The sequence below is a fragment of the Vibrio anguillarum genome (assembly GCF_001989995.2).
Lineage (GTDB): Bacteria > Pseudomonadota > Gammaproteobacteria > Enterobacterales > Vibrionaceae > Vibrio > Vibrio anguillarum.
The window spans coordinates 178,211-198,530 of the sequence record NZ_JAHGUP010000025.1; the positions used below are offsets into that span (position 1 = coordinate 178,211).

17 protein-coding genes are annotated in these 20,320 nt (G+C 45.0%); 4 read left to right on the forward strand and 13 right to left on the reverse strand.

The annotated features are described in order from the left end of the window. Positions 1–27 precede the first annotated feature (27 nt). Positions 28–756, reverse strand: a complete 729-nt coding sequence (gene trmJ, locus PL85_RS06915; protein ID WP_026027699.1) for a tRNA (cytosine(32)/uridine(32)-2'-O)-methyltransferase TrmJ — start codon at positions 754–756, stop codon at positions 28–30. A gap of 177 nt (positions 757–933) precedes the next feature. Between trmJ and suhB the strand changes: the two genes are divergently transcribed. Beyond that, the gene (suhB, locus tag PL85_RS06920; protein ID WP_013857502.1) at positions 934–1,737 is read left to right on the forward strand and encodes an inositol-1-monophosphatase; all 804 of its coding nucleotides are present in this window, start codon (positions 934–936) and stop codon (positions 1,735–1,737) included. Positions 1,738–1,914: 177 nt separating this feature from the next. Here the strand turns inward: suhB and secF are convergent, their stop codons facing one another. The 5 genes from secF to queA all read right to left on the reverse strand — a co-directional run bounded on the left by secF (position 1,915) and on the right by queA (position 7,504). Beyond that, positions 1,915–2,862 (reverse strand): protein translocase subunit SecF, encoded by a 948-nt coding sequence (secF, locus tag PL85_RS06925; RefSeq protein WP_013857503.1) that lies wholly within the window; start codon positions 2,860–2,862, stop codon positions 1,915–1,917. Between the two features lie 14 nt (positions 2,863–2,876). Then, complete coding sequence (secD, locus tag PL85_RS06930; protein WP_017044259.1) at positions 2,877–4,733, reverse strand: protein translocase subunit SecD; 1,857 nt, start codon at positions 4,731–4,733, stop codon at positions 2,877–2,879. Between the two features lie 19 nt (positions 4,734–4,752). Next, complete coding sequence (gene yajC / locus PL85_RS06935; protein ID WP_013857505.1) at positions 4,753–5,085, reverse strand: preprotein translocase subunit YajC; 333 nt, start codon at positions 5,083–5,085, stop codon at positions 4,753–4,755. A gap of 107 nt (positions 5,086–5,192) precedes the next feature. Beyond that, a complete protein-coding gene (gene tgt / locus PL85_RS06940) occupies positions 5,193–6,323 on the reverse strand; it encodes a tRNA guanosine(34) transglycosylase Tgt (RefSeq protein WP_026027700.1) in 1,131 nt (376 codons plus the stop codon). 128 nt (positions 6,324–6,451) lie between these two features. Then, a complete protein-coding gene (queA, locus tag PL85_RS06945; RefSeq protein WP_026027701.1) occupies positions 6,452–7,504 on the reverse strand; it encodes a tRNA preQ1(34) S-adenosylmethionine ribosyltransferase-isomerase QueA in 1,053 nt (350 codons plus the stop codon). Between the two features lie 228 nt (positions 7,505–7,732). On the opposite strand from queA, the gene PL85_RS06950 reads away from it, so the two are divergent. Beyond that, positions 7,733–8,179, forward strand: coding sequence for a CBS domain-containing protein (locus PL85_RS06950; protein ID WP_026027702.1), 447 nt, complete (start codon positions 7,733–7,735; stop codon positions 8,177–8,179). Positions 8,180–8,272: 93 nt separating this feature from the next. On the opposite strand, the gene aceA is transcribed toward PL85_RS06950, so the two are convergent. The 3 genes from aceA to PL85_RS06965 form a co-directional block, all read right to left on the reverse strand. After that, entirely contained in the window at positions 8,273–9,583 is a 1,311-nt protein-coding gene (gene aceA / locus PL85_RS06955; protein ID WP_013857509.1) for an isocitrate lyase, read from the reverse strand. Positions 9,584–9,746: 163 nt separating this feature from the next. Further along, positions 9,747–11,381, reverse strand: coding sequence for a malate synthase A (aceB, locus tag PL85_RS06960; protein ID WP_115339565.1), 1,635 nt, complete (start codon positions 11,379–11,381; stop codon positions 9,747–9,749). A gap of 592 nt (positions 11,382–11,973) precedes the next feature. Then, entirely contained in the window at positions 11,974–12,876 is a 903-nt protein-coding gene (locus PL85_RS06965; RefSeq protein WP_013857512.1) for a hydrogen peroxide-inducible genes activator, read from the reverse strand. 196 nt (positions 12,877–13,072) lie between these two features. On the opposite strand from PL85_RS06965, the gene PL85_RS06970 reads away from it, so the two are divergent. Continuing rightward, on the forward strand, positions 13,073–13,684 hold the full coding sequence (locus PL85_RS06970) for a peroxiredoxin C (RefSeq protein WP_010320425.1): 612 nt from the start codon (positions 13,073–13,075) through the stop codon (positions 13,682–13,684). A gap of 256 nt (positions 13,685–13,940) precedes the next feature. Then, positions 13,941–14,678: a copper homeostasis protein CutC gene (locus PL85_RS06975; RefSeq protein WP_029388210.1), complete on the forward strand. Its 738-nt coding sequence runs from the start codon at positions 13,941–13,943 to the stop codon at positions 14,676–14,678. A 66-nt stretch (positions 14,679–14,744) separates the two neighbouring features. On the opposite strand, the gene phoU is transcribed toward PL85_RS06975, so the two are convergent. From phoU to PL85_RS06995, 4 genes are read right to left on the reverse strand one after another with little or no spacing between them, the layout of a single operon-like run. Further along, positions 14,745–15,443: a phosphate signaling complex protein PhoU gene (phoU, locus tag PL85_RS06980; protein ID WP_010320427.1), complete on the reverse strand. Its 699-nt coding sequence runs from the start codon at positions 15,441–15,443 to the stop codon at positions 14,745–14,747. Positions 15,444–15,479: 36 nt separating this feature from the next. Further along, the gene (gene pstB, locus PL85_RS06985; protein ID WP_064624536.1) at positions 15,480–16,298 is read right to left on the reverse strand and encodes a phosphate ABC transporter ATP-binding protein PstB; all 819 of its coding nucleotides are present in this window, start codon (positions 16,296–16,298) and stop codon (positions 15,480–15,482) included. 2 nt (positions 16,299–16,300) lie between these two features. Next, entirely contained in the window at positions 16,301–17,947 is a 1,647-nt protein-coding gene (pstA, locus tag PL85_RS06990) for a phosphate ABC transporter permease PstA (protein WP_064624534.1), read from the reverse strand. 23 nt (positions 17,948–17,970) lie between these two features. Next, positions 17,971–20,172 (reverse strand): ABC transporter permease subunit, encoded by a 2,202-nt coding sequence (locus PL85_RS06995; protein ID WP_115339564.1) that lies wholly within the window; start codon positions 20,170–20,172, stop codon positions 17,971–17,973. Positions 20,173–20,320 lie beyond the last annotated feature (148 nt).

Consider the following 20,320-nt stretch of genomic DNA (forward strand, 5'->3'; position numbering starts at 1 on the left):
ATTTAACCCTATTATTAATCTGGATAATTATTGATTGCTGCGATGCTTCTCAATTGAGGTCAACACACCACGTAATATATTGATTTCTTGAGACTCTGGACGCGAACGAGAAAATAGCCGACGGAGTTTATTCATGATCTGTCCCGGCTGTTCCTTTGAAATAAACTGTGTCTGTATCATTACCTTTTCAAGATGCTGATAGAACATTTCTAATTCGTGATGCAGAGGGTACGCTTCTTCTGGCTGGGCTTGATAACCTTTTTTTTCATTATTTAGATAGGCAACACGCACCTCATAACTCAATGTTTGTACGGCCATAGCAAGGTTTAACGAACTGTATTCAGGATTAGCCGGAATGCACACATGAAAATGGCATTTTTGCAGTTCATCGTTGGTCAGCCCGGTTTTTTCTCGGCCAAATACTAAAGCAACCGGGTATTGCTGCCCCTCTTGCGCCAATTTTTCCCCACATTCACGCGGTTCAAGCATTGGCCATTCTAAAGTTCGTGAGCGAGCACTTGACCCAACCACCAGGCCACAATCTGCGACAGCCTGCTCTAGCGTATCCACGACCTCCGCATTTAAAGCGATGTCGCTTGCTCCAGCAGCTAGAGCGATCGCTTGAGCGTCTACCTCGCATTGAGGCGAAACCAAAATCATTTTACTTAGGCCCATGACCTTCATCGCTCGGGCAGCAGAACCAATATTTCCTGAATGAGATGTCCCTACTAAAATGATTTTTACATTGTCTAGCATTACGTTGTACGCCACTCTATTTTAAACGACAGAATACTAACATAAACCTGACTAAAATGGTCAGGTCCTTTAGCTACACATAAACAACCGAGCAAAAAATAGCCACTTCCTTTTTAATAAAACTTTGTTATACTGCTGCCCGCTTTTTCGTTCTTTAACATCCGTTGGGAAAACTGTATGCATCCAATGCTAAACATTGCTATTCGCGCTGCGCGAAAAGCTGGTAACCATATTGCTAAATCACTAGAAAATACTGAGAAAATCGAAACAACTCAGAAAGGGACTAATGACTTTGTTACTAACGTAGACAAAGAAGCAGAAACTATGATCATCGATACAATCAAAAGTTCTTACCCAGAACACAGTATCGTTGCTGAAGAAAACGGGCTTATCGACGGTAAAGATAAGGACGTTCAATGGATCATCGACCCACTGGATGGCACAACAAACTTCGTCAAAGGTTTACCCCACTTCGCCGTTTCCATCGCGGTTCGCATTAAAGGCAAAACAGAAGTTGCTTGTGTTTATGACCCAATGCGCAATGAGCTGTTTACCGCTCAACGTGGTGCTGGTGCGCAATTAAACAACTCACGCCTTCGTGTTAAACAGTTAAAAGATCTTCAAGGCACTATTCTCGCTACTGGTTTCCCATACAAACAAAAGCAACATGCCGAATCTTTCATGAAAATCATGTCTGCACTGTTTGTTGAATGTGCTGATTTCCGTCGTACTGGTTCTCCTGCGCTTGATTTATGTTACCTAGCTTCAAACCGTGTCGATGGTTACTTTGAACTGGGTTTAAGACCTTGGAATTTAGCCGCTGGCGAGCTGATCGCTCGTGAAGCAGGCGTTATTCTTACCGATTTCTCTGGCGGTACTGAATACATGAAATCGGGCAACATTGTAGGTTCAAGTGCCCGTGGTGTTAAAGCGATTCTGAAACACATTCGTGATAACGGTAACAGCGCTATTCTTAAATAGGTTGCACTAAATACCATCAACACCGTCAAAATTGATTCAAGCCTCGTATAGCAATATACGAGGCTTTTTTAGTTTCGTTTTATACTTTGCTACTTAGAGTGACCGCGGTGTGGGATGGGGTAGAAAAAAGCCGCAGAATATTCTGCGGCTTTGGCTATTTAAGAAACTTTCAGGCTGCTAAGGAAGTTCGTCGAACTCCGCACCCTCTTTTTCCACTTGAGGTGGAAGTAGGTGCTCACGGGTAATTCCTAATTTCAATGCCAACGCTGATGCGACATAGATAGATGAATAAGTACCCACGGTGATACCGAGCAGTAAAGCGGTGGCAAAACCATGTATGTTCGCCCCACCTTGCACAAAGAGTGCGATCACCACCAGCAAGGTGGTTCCCGATGTAATCAAAGTCCGGCTCAAGGTTTGGGTAATTGAGCTGTTCATGATCTCGGCTGAATCACCTTTACGCAATTTACGGAAGTTTTCACGGATACGGTCAAATACCACAATCGTATCGTTGAGCGAGTAACCGACAACGGTCAGTAAAGCGGCAACAATCGTTAAATCAACCTCAATTTGCATGATAGAGAAGATGCCAAGCGTGATGATCACATCGTGTGCAAGTGACATCACCGCGCCCGCAGCGAGCCGCCATTCAAAACGAACAGAGACATAAAGCAAAATACAGATGAGCGAAGCCAAAATTGCTAAGCCTCCGGCTTCAGCTAATTCATCGCCCACATTCGGGCCAACGAACTCAATGCGACGCATCTCGACACTTTTTCCTGTCCCCTCTTTAATAGCAGAAAGAATTTGGTTGCCTAACGTCTCGCCAACCATGTCAGCACGTGGACGAAGACGAACCATCACTTCGCGCGCGGAACCGAAATTCTGCACCGTCGCATCGCCAAACCCTTTCGCTTCCAAAGCACTGCGGATATCTTCAAGATTAGCTGGGTGTTCAAACCCAACTTCAATCAAAGTACCGCCGGTGAAGTCCAGTCCCCAGTTCAACCACTTGGTTGATAAAGTGAAAATAGACGCACCAATCATTAAAAGAGAGAATAAAAACGCAAATTTAGACCAACGCATAAAGTCGATCGTTTTATCTGCTTTTAGAATCTGAAACATAGTAATTCCTAGCCTTAGATCGACAATTTTTTAATGCGTTTACCACCATATAACAGGTTCACAATACAGCGAGTCCCGATAATAGCGGTAAACATTGAGGTTAAAATACCGATAGAAAGTGTGACGGCAAACCCTTTGATGGCTCCAGTACCCACAGCAAATAGAATGATTGCCGTAATCAACGTAGTGATGTTGGCATCAGCAATGGTACTGAACGCGTTAGCATAGCCTTGGTGGATAGCTTGTTGTGGGTTTCGTCCATCACGGAGCTCTTCACGAATACGCTCGAAGATCAGAACGTTAGCATCCACGGCCATACCAACCGTCAATACGATACCCGCAATACCCGGCAAGGTCATTGTCGCCCCTGGGATCATCGACATCACACCAATAATGAGCACAAGGTTCGCCATCAATGCAATATTGGCAATCAAGCCAAAACCACGGTAGTAAAGCAGCGTAAAGAGCATCACCGCAACCATACCCCAGATGCAGGCTTGAATGCCCATATCGATATTTTGCTGCCCCATTGATGGACCAATGGTACGCTCTTCAACAATAGAGATTGGCGCAATTAACGCACCTGCACGCAGTAAAAGTGCAAGGTTTTGAGCTTCTGCAGCAGAGTCAATTCCCGTGATACGGAAGTTACGCCCAAGAGCCGACTGAATCGTTGCTTGGTTGATCACTTCTTCATGCTTATCGAGAATCACTTTGCCATCAGGTGTCCGACGGCCGCTGTCTTTGTACTCTGCAAATACCGTTGCCATAAGCTTGCCAATGTTCTTTTTAGAGAACGCCGACATCTTATTTCCGCCTTCGCTATCTAACGAAATGTTCACTTGCGGGCGACCATATTCATCCATGCTAGAGCTGGCATCCGTGATACTTTGACCACCTAGAATCACGCGTTTTTTCAAGACAACCGGGCGACCATTACGATCAGATTTGATTTCACTCCCAGCAGGAGCACGACCAGAAGCCGCGGCGGCTAAATCAGCCTTGTCATCAACTTCACGAAACTCAAGAGTCGCGGTTGCGCCAAGAATCTCTTTAGCACGAGCAGTATCTTGAACCCCCGGTAACTCAACCACAATGCGGCTGGCACCTTGACGCTGCACTAAGGGTTCAGCGACCCCTAATTCGTTAACACGGTTACGCAAAATCGTGATGTTCTGCTCAACGGCGTAATTTCGAACTTCCTGCAAACGCTGCTCAGTAAATTGAGCAATCAGCGCAAAGCGACCGTCAGCCTTAGACGTAGTAAAAGTCATATCAGGATGTTTCGACGTTAATGCTTGCTGTGCTTGCTCTAATTGCTCATCGTCACGCAAAGTGACTTCCACTCGGTCGTTGCCCACAGAGCGAATGGCGCGATAGCGAATTTTGTCATCACGCAGTTCGCTGCGAAACGCTTCTTCTTGCTGGCCAATCAATTTTTCCATCGCAGCGTCCATATCCACTTCCATTAAGAAGTGAACACCACCACGCAGATCAAGGCCAAGCTTCATCGGTGCCGCGCCAATCGATTCCAACCAAGAAGGCGTTGAAGGAGCAAGGTTAAGTGCAACAATTGTATCTTTGCCTAACGCTTCACTCACCACATCACGCGCACTGATTTGAGTATCGGTATCGTTAAATCGAACAAGAATTGATCCATTCTCTAGAGCAATGGATTTATGAGAAAGGCTCTCTTTATCAAGAGCTTTGGTGACAGCATCCAGCGTTGACATATCAACAGAGGCGCCACGCGCCCCTGTAATTTGAATTGCCGGATCTTCACCGTAAATATTTGGAAGTGCATATAAAGCAGAGAGAGTGATGGCGAACACCACTAACAAATACTTCCATAACGGATAACGGTTTAGCACAGCAAGGATCCTTTAGCTGTTATAAAGACTTAAGCGTACCTTTTGGTAGCACCGCTGTAATGAAATCTTTTTTGATCACAATTTCATTGTTCACATTCAGTTCGATAGAGATGTAATCGCTGTCTTCTGCGATTTTAGTGATTTTACCCACTAAACCGCCACTGGTTAACACTTCATCACCTTTAGTCATGGCGGCCATCAAACTTTTATGCTCTTTAACACGTTTGGCTTGTGGGCGGTAAATCATGAAGTAGAAAATAACCGCAAACATACCAAGCATGATCAGCATTTCATAACCGCCACCTTGTGATGCACCTTCACCTGCTGCGTGTGCTACAGAAATTAAACTCATTGAAAACGTCCTCTAAAATATTGTTGTGTAATGTAATTCTAATTGGGTTGCGTTGGCTTAATTTCAAGTTTATCACTTCACAAATTAAGCAAAACGCAGCAAAACCGTTATTGGCCCATTGGTGGAACTTCACGATTGCGACGAGCATAAAACTCCTCAACAAACGCGTCGAAGCGATCTTCTTCAATCGCTAAACGAATGCTTGCCATCAGGCGTTGGTAATAACGTAAGTTATGAATAGTATTTAAACGCGCACCCAGAATTTCGTTACAACGATCCAGATGGTGTAAATACGACTTCGAATAATTTTTGCAAGTGTAACAGTCACAATGCGGATCCAGCGCAGTTGTATCGGTTTTATGTACTGCATTACGGATCTTGATCACACCACCCGTCACAAATAGATGGCCATTACGTGCATTTCGCGTTGGCATCACACAGTCAAACATATCGATACCGCGACGTACCCCTTCCACTAAGTCTTCAGGTTTACCGACACCCATCAGGTAGCGTGGTTTGTCTTCTGGCAATTGTGGACAGGTGTGCTCAAGTACACGGTGCATGTCTTCTTTAGGTTCACCCACCGCTAAGCCACCAACCGCGTAGCCATCAAATCCGATCTCGGTTAAGCCTTTCACGGAAACATCACGCAAATCTTCGTAAACACTGCCTTGCACGATACCAAATAGCGAGTTGGTGTTCTCTAATTTGTCGAAATGGTCACGTGAACGCTGCGCCCAACGTAAAGACATCTCCATTGATTTTTTCGCTTCGTCGTGCGTCGCAGGGTACGGCGTACACTCATCGAAAATCATCACAATGTCAGAGCCCAGATCTTTTTGAATTTCCATCGACTTTTCTGCGTCCATGAAAATCTTGTCACCATTTACTGGGTTACGAAAATGCACTCCTTCTTCCGTGATTTTGCGAATATCACCCAAGCTAAACACTTGGAAACCACCTGAATCGGTGAGGATCGGGCCTTGCCAGTTCATAAAATCATGCAAGTCACCGTGCATTTTCATCACTTCTTGGCCAGGGCGCAGCCACAGGTGAAAAGTATTACCGAGCAAAATTTCTGCACCCGTCTCTTTTACTTCTTCCGGTGTCATGCCCTTTACTGTGCCGTAAGTACCTACAGGCATGAATGCCGGTGTTTGCACAGTGCCACGTTCAAAGGTTAATTGCCCACGGCGAGCATTTCCGTTTTTCTTTTTAAGTTCGTATGTTAACTTCACGAAGCCTCCAATGTCAGAGAAACAGTCTGACGTATCATGATTAGGTGCAAGCACCCCTCTAGAGCGGTCGCCAATTCCTAGCGAAAAACGAAGCGGAGCTTCTTCTCCTAGCGTAATGCTAGCACTCGTTAATTGGTGTTCTTGGTGATAAACATAGCATCACCATAACTAAAGAAACGATATTGATGTTTCACGGCATGCGCGTACGCGGCCATAGTATGCTCATAACCTGCAAAAGCGCTGACGAGCATAATCAGTGTCGACTCTGGTAAGTGGAAGTTAGTGATTAAGCAATCCACCAACTGATACTCATAACCAGGGAAGATGAAAATTTCAGTGTCACCGAAAAAAGGAACCAGCTCAGTGCCCTTTTTAAGCGCATCTTGCGCGGCACTTTCCAGTGAGCGCACCGACGTAGTTCCAACAGCGATCACTCGACCACCACGCGCTTTAGTCGCGTTGACGGCATCGACTACCTCTTGTGGCACTTCAACATATTCTGCATGCATATGGTGATCGTGAATATTGTCGACTCGTACTGGCTGGAAGGTTCCAGCGCCAACATGCAAGGTTACATAAGCAAATTCGACGCCTTTCGCTTTGATTTGCTCAAGCAGAGCCTCATCGAAATGCAAACCGGCGGTCGGTGCAGCGACAGCTCCCGGTTTTTGGTTGTATACGGTTTGATAACGCTCTTTATCAGCATCTTCATCAGGGCGGTCAATGTAAGGCGGCAACGGCATATGGCCAATCTCGTTTAAGATCTCCAGTACCGTCTTTGACGCTGTAAAACGAATCTCGAACAGCGCGTCATGGCGAGCCACCATGTGTGCATGATATTCGTCATGCTCTCCTAAATACAACTCACTGCCCGGTTTTGGCGGCTTAGATGAGCGAACATGAGCTAAAATCGTCTGTTCATCCAACATTCGTTCGACCAATACTTCCAGTTTGCCGCCTGAAGCTTTGCGCCCAAACATGCGAGCCGGGATGACACGTGTATTGTTAAAAACCAATAAATCGCCGGGCTGAACTCGGTCAAGAACGTCTTTAAATGAGCCATCCGCCAGTTCACCGCTGTTACCGTCTAATTGCAGTAAGCGACTCGCCGTACGTTCAGCCGTTGGGTAACGAGCAATCAGCTCATCGGGAAGTTCAAAGTGAAAGTCTGAAACTTGCATAGTTCTTATCTTGTTCGTTTTGAGTGGATGACGTAATTTTTTTAAGCGCCGTAGTATATACGTAAACACCTTCGCTCGTCAGACCCAGATCTAAATTTAATGTAATTAAACATGAAAATGGCACCCAATCTTTACGCATCAATCAAAGTAAAAATAGCGGGAGCTCTCAGATATTTTGCGCAGAAAAAACTATAGTTGAATCAGGTCAATAATAAAAAGGAGCTCGTTATGATCAAAATTGAAGACATGATGACTCGCAACCCCCATACCCTGTTGCGTACACACACGTTAGCCGATGCTAAGCACACTATGGAAGCGTTGGATATTCGCCATATCCCTATCGTCGATCCACACAAAAAACTACTCGGTATCATTACTCATCGAGATATTCTTGCCGCGCAGGAGTCGAGCTTAAAAAACATCCCTGAAGATCAATCATATACACTGACAACGCCATTATATGAGGTGATGCATACTGAAATTATGACGGTTGACCCGCGAGCGGGGTTAAAAGAGAGTGCTATCTACATGCAAAAACATAAAGTAGGCTGCTTACCCGTTGTAGATAAAAGCCAACTAGTGGGCATTATTACTGACACGGACTTTATTGGGGTAGCCGTTACCTTACTTGAGCTACAAGAAGAGAGTGAACCGGACGAAGTCGATATTGAATAACGCTCACTCCCTAATATAAGTACCTCACATAAAAAAGAGCGGCTTACGCCGCTCAAAGGTGTTACACAGATAATGATTGGGAAGTATAGCTAATTAAAATTGGTCTTCTTCGGTAGAGCCCGTTAACGCGGTTACGGAAGAGCTGCCACCTTGGATGGTATTGGTCATCCGGTCAAAGTAACCCGTTCCCACCTCTTGTTGGTGTGCAACAAAGGTATAACCTCTTGATGCTGCTTCAAACTCTGGACGCTGAACTTTCTCAACGTAATGACGCATACCTTCGCCTTGCGCGTAAGCATGTGCTAACTCAAACATGTTGTACCACATGTTATGAATGCCCGCTAAGGTGATGAATTGATATTTGTACCCCATGTCCGACAACTCTTGCTGGAAACGAGCAATGGTGTCTGCATCCAAGTTTTTCTCCCAGTTGAAAGAGGGAGAACAGTTATAAGCCAGCAGTTGATCTGGGTATTGCGCTAGAATTGCTTCGGCAAATTGGCGGGCTTCATCCAAATCAGGCTTAGCGGTTTCACACCACACGAGGTCAGCATACGGCGCGTAAGCGAGGCCGCGTGAAATCGCTTGCTCAATCCCAGCATTCACGCGATAGAAACCTTCTTGAGTACGCTCACCTTGGATAAAATCACGATCGTATGCGTCGCAATCCGAGGTCAGTAGATCCGCCGCGTTTGCATCAGTACGAGCAATGACCAAAGTGGTTGTCCCTGATACGTCAGCGGCCAAACGTGCCGCAATCAATTTTTGAACCGCTTCTTGAGTCGGAACCAGAACCTTGCCGCCCATGTGTCCGCATTTTTTTACTGACGCCAACTGATCTTCAAAGTGCACACCCGCCGCCCCTGCTTCAATCATCGACTTCATCAACTCGTAAGCATTGAGTACGCCACCAAAACCGGCTTCAGCATCAGCAACAATCGGTAAGAAGTAATCAATACCACCTTCATCTTCCGGTGATTTTCCGGCCGCCCACTGAATTTGATCGGCACGACGAAACGAGTTGTTGATGCGCTTGACCACCGATGGAACAGAATCGACTGGATAGAGCGATTGGTCTGGGTACATGGTGGAAGCGGTGTTGTTGTCTGCCGCTACTTGCCAGCCGGAGAGATAAATCGCCTCAATTCCCGCTTTGGCTTGTTGTACCGCTTGACCACCTGTCAATGCACCCAAACAGTTCACATAACCTTTTTTGGCACTGCCGTTAACCAGTGACCACAATTTATCAGCGCCACGTTGGGCCAAGGTGTTGGCTGGAGTGATTGAACCGCGCAGGTCAACCACTTCAGCAGCAGTATAAGTACGCTTTACATTTTTCCAGCGTGGGTTGGTTGCCCAATCTTTTTCTAGAGCTTCGATTTGTTGGCGGCGAGTTAATGTCATGGTCTATCCCTCTTATTTTGATGCGCAAGCGCACTGTCATCCTTTTCTCAGCAGTACGACCTATTCTGCTTTTGAAAACAGCTTCACGTTATTGGTTGTCAGTAATTGGTAATTGGTTATTGGTTATTGGTTATTGGTTATTAGATATTGGTTTTAAATCTCATCAATCTAGGTAGTCATAACCCGAAACGGTGAGAAAATGTGTCAGCTCATCGCTGGTAGTTAAGCGAGCCATCAATTGTGCCGCTTCGCTAAATCGTCCTTGTGCAAATCGCTGCGTGCCGATTTCCTGTTTCACGACTTCAATTTCTTGCGCAAGATACTGCTCAAAAAGCGCTTTGGTAACAATCTGACCGTTATCCAAGGCTTTTCCATGCTTGATCCATTGCCATATTGACGCTCGAGAAATCTCTGCGGTCGCCGCATCTTCCATCAACCCATAAATGGGGACACAGCCATTGCCGGAGATCCATGCTTCGATGTACTGAAGTGCAACTCGAATATTATGACGCATGCCATGTTCGGTACGTTCCCCTTCACATGGGGTCAACAGCTCATTGGCATGAATCGGCGCATCAGACAGACGCGTAACATCTAATTGGTTACAACGCTCGCCAAGTACTTGGTCAAAGACCGCTTTTGCCGTATCCGCTAAACCGGGATGGGCAACCCAAGTACCGTCATGACCATTATTGGCTTCAAGTAATTTATCGTGATGAATTTTATCGAGAACCAACTGATTTTCTTGGGGATCTTTAGCTGGAATGAACGCGGCCATACCGCCCATCGCAAATGCGCCACGCTTATGACAGGTGTAGATCAGTAAGCGTGAATAGGCGTTAAGAAACGGCTTTTCCATTGTGACAACTTGGCGATCTGGTAGCACCCGATCCGGATAATTTTTCAATGTCTTGATATAACTGAAAATGTAATCCCAGCGGCCACAATTTAAGCCGACAATGTGTTCTTTAAGCGAGAACAATATTTCGTCCATCTCGAACACGGCGGGTAAGGTTTCAATCAATACGGTGGCTTTAATGGTGCCAGTTTCTAACCCAAAATACTCTTCGGTAAAATGGAAAACGTCACTCCACCACTTTGCTTCTTGATAGGCCTGAAGTTTTGGAAGATAAAAATAAGGGCCACTGCCTTTTTTAAGCAATGATTTATAGTTGTTGTAAAAGTAGAGTGCAAAATCAAACAGCGAACCCGGAATACTTTGCCCTGCATATTTAATATGCTTTTCTTTAAGGTGCAGACCGCGTACCCGACAAATGAGCACCGCTGGGTTATCTTTAAGCTGGTAGCACTTACCATTGTCAGGATTGGTATAGCTAATGGTTCCTTCAATGGCATCACGCAAATTGACTTGCCCATCCAGCACTTTATCCCATGCTGGTGACATCGAATCCTCAAAATCCGCCATGAACACTTTGACGTTAGCATTCAATGCATTGATCACCATTTTTCGGTCGGTTGGCCCCGTAATCTCCACTCGACGATCTTGTAAATCGTGTGGGATACCGAGAATTTTCCAGCTTCCTTCGCGAATATCTTGCGTATCCTTGAGAAAATCCGGCAGTTCTCCGTTATCAATACGTGTTTGTCGCTCTTCTCGTGCATCCAGCAGCGAATCAACACGGCTTGCAAATTTAGCACACAGAGTGGACAAGAAGATTTGGGCTTCTGAAGGGAAAATAGCTTGGTGATGTGGGCCAACGGCACCAACAACCTCAAGCTTGGCTTCGTGGTGTTCTTTGCTGAGTGCTAACTCTGTTTCTGGGGTCTGTGCAAACATAACGCTCTTCCTTAAAACCATTCCAACTACATTTGTAATTTAAAAACCACAAATTCAAATGCTCATTTTTTGCTATCCACTGACTTATCTCTACCGACACTTTCTCTCAGTCAATCCAATATTTCAAGCCTAACCAAGCTAGACATAAGTCTTACAAAACCTTATTAAACCTTACATCAACTCATCATTCAGCAAAAGAGACAAAGTTAATGAAAGGTTAAAAACAAAGTTTTATCCCGTTTCAAACCTATGTTTGATTTCCTTGTTAAATATGAAAGTTATTACGTTATTTTATTACACAACTCAAAAAGGCAGATTTTAGTTTTAAACAGACGTTCGAAATGATGTGAGACGCAGTAAGGCTTGAATTTACGACTAACCGAGCGAGACAGATGGCTTCTTTTTAAACGCAAGAGAAAATAGGATGTGTAAAATTGTGGCTGTAAAGATTTTTGATTTTATGAAAACTTCATCAAGAATTGTTTGTAAAATTTTACAAGTTTAAAAACACTAACAGAATAAAAAACTGAAAAAAGCCACATTAAAAGTGACTTTTTGATTTTTTAGGCAAAGGAAAGAGTAAGACTAATCGCTAAAGTAAACCAGAAACCACATCCGCTAACTGCTTAAAAGTGTGAGTTCGCGATGAACTTGGCCGCCAGACTAAACCAATCTCTCGATACGCTTGCTGGCCAGGAGGCTCGATGACCACTAAATTTTGGTTTTCAACTAAGCCATGATTGATTGCCATTTGTGGAATGAAAGTCGTCCCTAAACCATTGGCGACCATCTGCACTAAGGTATGTAAACTGGTTGCGGTAAATGGATTAATTTTCTCTTTGGCGGTCAACTTGCAAGCCGACACAGCATGATCCGTTAAACAGTGCACATTTTCGAGCAAAAACACCGATTCATCAGGCAGGTCAGCATACTTGATTGGCACACGGATGCTATCCATTTGATGACGGCTGATCACCATTTTGAATGGATCAATCCCCACGACTCGACTCTCCATTTTGCCGATATCGACAGGCAAAGCCAAAATCAACACATCAAGCTCTCCATGACGCAGTGCAGCCAAAAGGTTCGTCGTCGTATCTTCTCGTAATAATAAGTTCAACTTCGGAAAGCGGACATTCACTTCTTGCACTAAATCACACAGTAAAAATGGAGCAATGGTTGGAATACAACCCAGCTTAAGCTGACCTTGCATCTCATCGCCTTGGCAAACCTTGCCGAGTTCCACTAAATCTTGTCCTTTGGCAAGTAACTCTCTTCCTTGGCTAACAACCAGCTCTCCTGCTTGAGTAAACACTAACGGAGCTTTCTTATCCTTTTCATAAAGCGGGCAACCTATTAATTCCTCTAAATTTTGGATCCCTTTACTTAGGGTAGATTGACTAACAAAACAACGTTCAGCGGCATCACTAAAGTGCCGTGTTTCGTAGAGTGTTACTAAATAGTGCAACTGCTTCAAACTGGGCCATTTATTCATCGTTCTACTACTATCTTATTTGAGTGCCGTTTCTGATTCCGTCATTAGAGCTCATCGCTTTTTTCGATGAGACTAATCTATTTATTTCGCTTTTTACTATCCTACAATCTGTACTATAGTTTGTCTCGTTCAAAAACGGACTGGACCAGTGCTCATCACTGGTTTGGAACTAAACCTTATTCTTAGGAGCAAAAAAATGGTACTAGTTGGTCGTAAAGCCCCTGATTTTACTGCAGCAGCTGTTCTTGGTAACGGTGAAATCGTTGATAGCTTCAACTTCGCAGAATTTACTAAAGGTAAGAAAGCGGTTGTTTTCTTCTACCCACTAGACTTCACTTTCGTTTGCCCATCAGAGCTTATCGCTTTTGACAAACGCTTCGAAGATTTCCAAGCGAAAGGCGTTGAAGTAATCGGTGTATCTATCGATTCTCAATTCTCTCACAACGCATGGCGTAATACCGCTATCGAAAACGGTGGCATTGGCCAAGTAAAATACCCGCTAATCGCTGACGTGAAGCACGAAATCTGTAAAGCGTACGATGTTGAACACCCAGAAGCAGGCGTTGCTTTCCGTGGTTCTTTCCTCATCGACGAAGATGGTCTTGTACGTCACCAAGTTGTGAACGACCTACCACTAGGCCGTAACATCGACGAAATGCTACGTATGGTTGATGCGCTTAACTTCCACCAAAAGAATGGTGAAGTGTGCCCAGCACAGTGGGAAGAAGGCAAAGCCGGTATGGATGCATCTCCAAAAGGTGTTGCAGCATTCCTAGCTGAGCACTCAGACGACCTAGGCAAAAAATAATTCTCCTTAGCCCGCGCTCAACTCGGGTCAATGGTTGGACATATAATAAAGCGTAAAACGCATCGCCAATCAGTTAAGAAGTAAAGTCCTTATCCAAGCCCAAAGCTAACGCTTTGGGCTTTTTCGTTGTCGTTCATTTAGCGAAAATGAGGCAGCATTGGTTGGTAAACTTTACCCCTATTTCTCACCTCAATCACACAGACGTCACTACTCTAACTTGCTAACATTAACCAAATTTTTCCAGTAGGATTTTACTATGAATATTCAAGTTGAAGTGTGTATTGATAATATTGAATCGCTACACAACGCCATTAAAGGCGGGGCTACTCGCATTGAATTGTGTTCGTCGCTCGCATTGGGTGGACTGACGCCCAGCTTTGGTTTAATGAAAAAGGCCGCACAAATATCGAGCGTTCCTGTTTACGCGATGATTCGTCCACGTCAAGGCGACTTTCTTTATGATCAGGATGATCTCGATTCGATGTTGATCGATATCGAGATGGCAAAACAGGCGGGACTAGACGGCATCGTCTTTGGTATTTTGAATCCGAATCGCACCATCAACCTTGAAGCAAGCTTACTGATGATGCAAGCTGCGCAAGGGTTGGGTACCACTTTCCACCGTGCGATTGATCAATGCCACAGCTATGAACAAGCGATTGAAGACATTGCAAAATTAGGGTGTGAGCGTGTACTTACTTCAGGGTTAGCGCCAGATGCCTATGCAGGACGAGCCGTAATTTCACACATGGTGAAACTGGCGAATGGCCGATTCTCTATTATGGCTGGGGCTGGCTTAAACGCATCAAACGTGGCTGACATTATCCGTGAAACGGGCATCACTGAAGTGCATTTGTCCGGCAAAACCACGCGTGCAAGTAGCATGGATATGATCGCCAATGCGGTGAGAATGGGCCAAGAGTCTGTCGATGACACCCTCATCCCAATTACCGATCCGGCTAAAATCCAAGAGGTATTACGCCAGCTTTCTTAACTTCGGCGACCGTTATGTCTTGATGTAAGGTGAATAACTTTCCTTCACCTTACTTTATCCAAAAGGCTATTTGAGGATGTCATCAATCGATTGTTTACCTAAGTGGCGCACATCCTTACCTTTGACAAAATAGATGATGTATTCGCAGATATTCTGGCAGCGATCGCCCACGCGTTCGATGGCTCGTGCAGACCACATGACTTGTAATATATGTGGGATATTTTTAGGGTCTTCCATCATATAGGTCATCAGTTGGCGGATCACTGCTTCGTATTCGGCATCCAGCTTGTCATCCAAGCGGTACACTTCAGCAGCCGATTCAAGATCCATCCGCGCAAAAGCATCCAACACTTGGTGCAACATTGCAATGGCTTGTCGGCATAGAGGTTCAAGAGAAACTCGAAATTTGCTCTCTTTAGGTGAAGGGCTTTCGATAGTGACGTAGGCAATTTTGGTGGCAACATCACCAATTCGTTCAAGGTCGGTGATGGTTTTGATGATCGCCATGATCAAGCGCAGATCCTTGGCTGTCGGTTGTCGCTTAGCGATAATACGCGTGCAAGCCTCATCAATAGAGACTTCCATCGCATTCACTTTGTGATCATCCCGGACGACTTTTCTGGCCAGATCCGCATCATCTTTATGCAATGCTTGCATCGCAAAAGAGAGTTGTTGCTCCACCAGCCCGCCCATCGTCAATACATGAGTGCGAATCGATTCAAGTTCAACATTGAACTGTCCTGAAATGTGGCGACCTAGATGCATCATCGTTCCTTTTGAATATCGCTATTGACGAAAGTATTAACCATATCGACCAGTAATATAGTCTTCCGTCTGTTTTTTCAATGGGGAGGTGAAAATAGAGTCAGTATCCGCATACTCAATCAATTTCCCCATATGGATAAAAGCCGTATGATCGCTCACTCTTGCCGCTTGTTGCATGTTATGCGTCACAATCACCACTGTGTATTTGGTTTTGAGATCGTTAATCAACTCTTCGATGGTCAAAGTAGAAATAGGATCCAAAGCAGACGTTGGCTCATCAAGCAACAGCACCTCTGGCTCAATAGCAATCGCTCTGGCGATCACTAAGCGTTGCTGCTGCCCACCCGAAAGGCCAAATGCATTTTCATGTAGGCGATGCTTAACTTCATCCCATAACGCAGCGGCTCTTAAAGCTCGCTCAACAGAGTCATCTAAAGTACGGCTATTTTTAATTCCCTGTAGACGAAGTCCATACACCACGTTTTCATAAATGGATTTCGGAAATGGGTTAGGTCGTTGGAATACCATCCCCACTCGGCGGCGCAACGTGGCAACATCCACATCTGGGTGATAGACGTTTCTACCATGAAGTTTGACTTCACCTTCAACTCGACACCCTTCGACCAGATCGTTCATCCGGTTAATACAGCGCAGTAAGGTTGATTTACCACAACCGGAAGGGCCGATAAACGCCGTTACTTGTCCTTTGGGAATACGCATTGAGATATGGCTCAGCGCACAAGTCTGTTTATAGAACAGATTCAGATCTTCAATCGCAATCGCCGTTTGTTGATCGCTCAGATTATTAACATCTAACGGGGCTTGATAACCCAAAGTTTGATTGATGGAAAACATAATTAATCTTGCCCTAACGTTCGATATTTCTCACGCAAGTTATTGCGGATACTGATGGCCGTTAAATTCAGTGCCACAATCACTGTCACCAATAAAAATGAAGTGGCGTACACCAGTGGCCTAGCCGCTTCGATGTTGGTCGTTTGGAAACCAACATCGTAAATATGAAAACCTAAGTGCATGAATTTTCGCTCAAGATGTACAAAGGGAAACTCGCCATCCACAGGCAAACTTGACGCCAGTTTGACCACACCCACCAGCATCAAAGGGGCAACCTCACCCGCGGCTCGCGCAATGGCGAGAATAAGCCCAGTAATAATAGCAGGGCTTGCCATCGGCAATACTATGCGCCAAATCGTCTCAAAATGGGTAGCGCCCAATGCTAACGAGCCATGGCGTACTGCGCTGGGAATCCGTGTTAACCCTTCTTCCGTCGTCACAATCACTACGGGTAGAGTTAACACCGCTAATGTGAGCGCCGACCACAGTAAGCCAGGCGTGCCAAAAGTGGGGGCCGGTAACCTTTCGCTATAGAGTAGCGTATCAATCGATGAGCCTATGGTGTAAACAAAAAAACCAAGACCAAATACCCCATAAACAATCGATGGCACACCAGCAAGGTTGATAACTGCAACTCGAATGATACGAGTAAACAGATTCTCTTTTGCGTATTCGTGCAGATAAATAGCCGCTACAACACCAAGTGGCATGACAATAATCGACATCAACAACACCAACAGCACTGTACCAAAGATGGCTGGAAATACGCCGCCTTCAGAGTTCGATTCTCGGGGATCTTCTGATAGGAAGAGCCACACCTGCTTTCCCCACTGGACCAATTTTTGCCCCAAAGTCATATCATTGGGATACCAAATATCGAGAATTTGGCTAAGTGGAATCGCCACTCGTTGCCCACTCATCTCTTCAACAATCAACGACGGCCCATTCATTTGCTGGCGCAGCGCATCTAACTTTTGTTCGGCAATAGCTAATTGGCTATCCAAATCCTGCTTTTTATGAAAATAGTGATCTAAATAGGTTCGTTCTAGCTTTCCATTGAGTTCTTTACGACGCTTCTCTAAACGTAATTTTTCCGCGGCAAAGCCAATGACTCGGATCTCCTGGTCAATCACATCGTCAATTTGCTCTCTCAATAACGCGACATCCTGCATTCCTGCAGCGAGCATGGTTTGAACATCCGAACTCTCGCTTCCATCGGTTTGCACATAAGCAATCGGCTTGCCATAAAACTGTCCGTTACTCTTACGTTCTATTACCGCCCACCCGCTAGGCATTTGTTTATCCGACAGTTTAACATCCAGTATCGAAACAAAGTCCGCATGATTTCGTTCTCGGTTAGCGACTTTGATACTGAGCCGCTTCACTTCCCCAGCATCCAGTATGGCTTTGGGCCACGTAATGTCTAATGCTCTTAAGTGTGTTAATGGCACATTTTCCTCAGAGTAGAGCTGACCAACCAGTGCTTGCCCCTCTTGAGTTTGCCATTGATAAAGTGGCGTCGGCCAAAAATAGGTTAATCCTTTCCAACCAATAAACAGGAGCAAGCCCAATACCGAAATCAGGCTGATGCTGACAGCACCGCCTGTTAACCATATCCAAGGTGAACCTGATTGAAACCACTTAAACATTTGTGATGATTTTTCCCAATTGATTACAAAGCGCGATATTTGGCACGCAACCTTTGTCTGACCCATTCAGCAATCGAGTTCACAAAAAAGGTGAACATGAGTAGCAATAGTGCCGCTAAAAAAAGCAACCGATAATGGGAGTTCCCCACTTCCGACTCTGGTAACTCAACCGCAATCGTTGCCGATAAGGTGCGCATCCCTTCTAAAATATTCCAATCTAAAATGGGTGTATTACCCGTCGCCATAAGAACGATCATTGTTTCTCCGACGGCTCGCCCCAAACCCATCATGATCGCCGAGAATATGCCAGGACTTGCCGTTAACAACACGACTTTGGTTAATGTCTGCCAAGGCGTTGCGCCTAATGCTAATGACCCATCAGAAAGATGTTTAGGTACGGAAAAGATCGCATCTTCCGCAATAGTGAAAATGGTTGGAATGACGGCAAAGCCCATCGCAAAACCAACCACCAGCGCATTACGCTGATCAAAATCGATGCCGTTTTGCGCGAGATAAATCTGAATATCGCCATCAAATAGCCAAACTTCAATTTGGCTGCTATACGAAAAGATAACCACTGCACTAACGACTAATACGGGGATTAGTATCAATGCGTGCCATCCATTTGAGAAATTTCGCACCCATGCTCTCGGTAATAGGTGCCAACCTAGCCCAACGAGTAACATCACAATGGGTAAAAATAGCAGCAGCGCTCCGACCGCCGCGAGATGGCTTTCAATTAATGGCGCAAACCACAACCCCGCTAAAAAACCAATAATGACGGTTGGTAACGCTTCCATCAATTCAATCGACGGCTTCACCACTCGGCGCATTCTCGGTGACATAAAATAAGCCGTGTAAATCGCGCCAAACACCGCAATCGGTATCGCAAATAACATTGCGTATGCTGCGGCCTTAAGAGTGCCAAAGGCTATCGGTACTAGGCTAAACTTAGGCTCAAATTCATCGTTCGCTGACGTCGATTGCCACACATATTGAGGCTCTGGATAACTTTCGTACCACACTTTTTGCCACAATGATGAGAGTGATATTTCAGGATAATCATTATCCACTTTTGCCACGCTGATCTTCTGCTCGCTTAACGTAGCGAGATAAAGCTCATTATTGGACATGGCGGCCAATTGAGGGGCTTTGTTGTACATCCTCTCAAACAACACCAGTTTTTCACTGGTCGTATAGTGACTTTGGATTGTGCCATTAGGGTAGAAACTGTAAAAACCTTTGCGATAAGTATCCGGCAGTAACAGCGTCACCTGCGGCGCTAATTTAAACTTACGAATCTGAGTCAGTTGACGTTCTTCATTTTGCAGCACATCAAACCATTGTGACACTAAGCCGTTACGGTGAGTCACCAGTAGCGAATAAGCACCGGACAATAAGTTGATTTGTGTCACGGCTCGATCGGAATTACCTTGGCTTAAATCAACCACTTCTCGCACGAAATAACCTTGACGACTCTTAACTGCAACAACCAATTCGGACCCTGAGCGAAGATAAAGCGTTTTACCATCTGGCGTAAAAAGCAATTGGTCCAAAGAAGGAAATGAGCCTTGAAACACAAAGCGCTGAATTGGCTCAACGTTATCACTCGTTAAGGTTTGTACTATCACCTCATCATTATCGAGATAAGAAGCAAATAAAAATGCCTCATCAGTAACGGCGAAGGCAAACTGGCGTAACGTTTGCGTTTTATGAGTCAGCCGAAATGTAGAGGGTAAACTGACGCGCTCAAGATAAGGAGAAAACTGGCGACCTTCCATGCTATGCAGATAACTGAATTTAGGGCGAGCAATAAAGACCTCTCCCGCCACATTGCTAGCGGCAAACCACCCATCCAGCGCGGGAGCTTGGCTAAAAAGATCAACGCGAATAGGGAGACTATCCGACCACAATGCGTGTTCCGTTTTGCCGTCCAAGGGCCAAAAGTTCATGCTGCCGTCAAGGTCAACAACAAAGGCATTCTCGCCGTATTCATCTATGGCCAAAAATTGAGGATTGGAAGTGGTTATACTCACTTGCGCCACGTTCCTTTCAATTTTTGCGCTACCAAACAGAGGGAAAACAACCATCGCAAGATAGACAAAAATCAGCACTAAAGCGCCAAGTACACTCACGCCACCAAAACTCACTGCAAGGCGAACCAAACGGTCTTTTATCAACCGTTTTCTGTCACGTTCCTTCAATGAAAATTCACTTGGTGCCATTGCTCTCTCTACCCTTTTTCCTGTCTGCGTATAATATGTAATTTTCGTGACAAGTATATTACAACTCGCAATAAACGACTGAAAATAAAACAACTATACTCAACTTGCCTACTTGAAATAAAAATGTCACATAAAAGGCATAGTTTGC

What these genes read in the sequence shown, in the direction of transcription:
- trmJ (WP_026027699.1), bottom strand. Translation starts at nt 756, where the DNA reads ATGCTAGACAATGTAAAAATCATTTTAGTAGGGACATCTCATTCAGGA.
- suhB (WP_013857502.1), top strand. Translation starts at nt 934, where the DNA reads ATGCATCCAATGCTAAACATTGCTATTCGCGCTGCGCGAAAAGCTGGT.
- secF (WP_013857503.1), bottom strand. Translation starts at nt 2,862, where the DNA reads ATGTTTCAGATTCTAAAAGCAGATAAAACGATCGACTTTATGCGTTGG.
- yajC (WP_013857505.1), bottom strand. Translation starts at nt 5,085, where the DNA reads ATGAGTTTAATTTCTGTAGCACACGCAGCAGGTGAAGGTGCATCACAA.
- queA (WP_026027701.1), bottom strand. Translation starts at nt 7,504, where the DNA reads ATGCAAGTTTCAGACTTTCACTTTGAACTTCCCGATGAGCTGATTGCT.
- PL85_RS06950 (WP_026027702.1), top strand. Translation starts at nt 7,733, where the DNA reads ATGATCAAAATTGAAGACATGATGACTCGCAACCCCCATACCCTGTTG.
- aceA (WP_013857509.1), bottom strand. Translation starts at nt 9,583, where the DNA reads ATGACATTAACTCGCCGCCAACAAATCGAAGCTCTAGAAAAAGATTGG.
- aceB (WP_115339565.1), bottom strand. Translation starts at nt 11,381, where the DNA reads ATGTTTGCACAGACCCCAGAAACAGAGTTAGCACTCAGCAAAGAACAC.
- PL85_RS06965 (WP_013857512.1), bottom strand. Translation starts at nt 12,876, where the DNA reads ATGAATAAATGGCCCAGTTTGAAGCAGTTGCACTATTTAGTAACACTC.
- PL85_RS06970 (WP_010320425.1), top strand. Translation starts at nt 13,073, where the DNA reads ATGGTACTAGTTGGTCGTAAAGCCCCTGATTTTACTGCAGCAGCTGTT.
- PL85_RS06975 (WP_029388210.1), top strand. Translation starts at nt 13,941, where the DNA reads ATGAATATTCAAGTTGAAGTGTGTATTGATAATATTGAATCGCTACAC.
- phoU (WP_010320427.1), bottom strand. Translation starts at nt 15,443, where the DNA reads ATGCATCTAGGTCGCCACATTTCAGGACAGTTCAATGTTGAACTTGAA.
- pstB (WP_064624536.1), bottom strand. Translation starts at nt 16,298, where the DNA reads ATGTTTTCCATCAATCAAACTTTGGGTTATCAAGCCCCGTTAGATGTT.
- pstA (WP_064624534.1), bottom strand. Translation starts at nt 17,947, where the DNA reads ATGTTTAAGTGGTTTCAATCAGGTTCACCTTGGATATGGTTAACAGGC.
- PL85_RS06995 (WP_115339564.1), bottom strand. Translation starts at nt 20,172, where the DNA reads ATGGCACCAAGTGAATTTTCATTGAAGGAACGTGACAGAAAACGGTTG.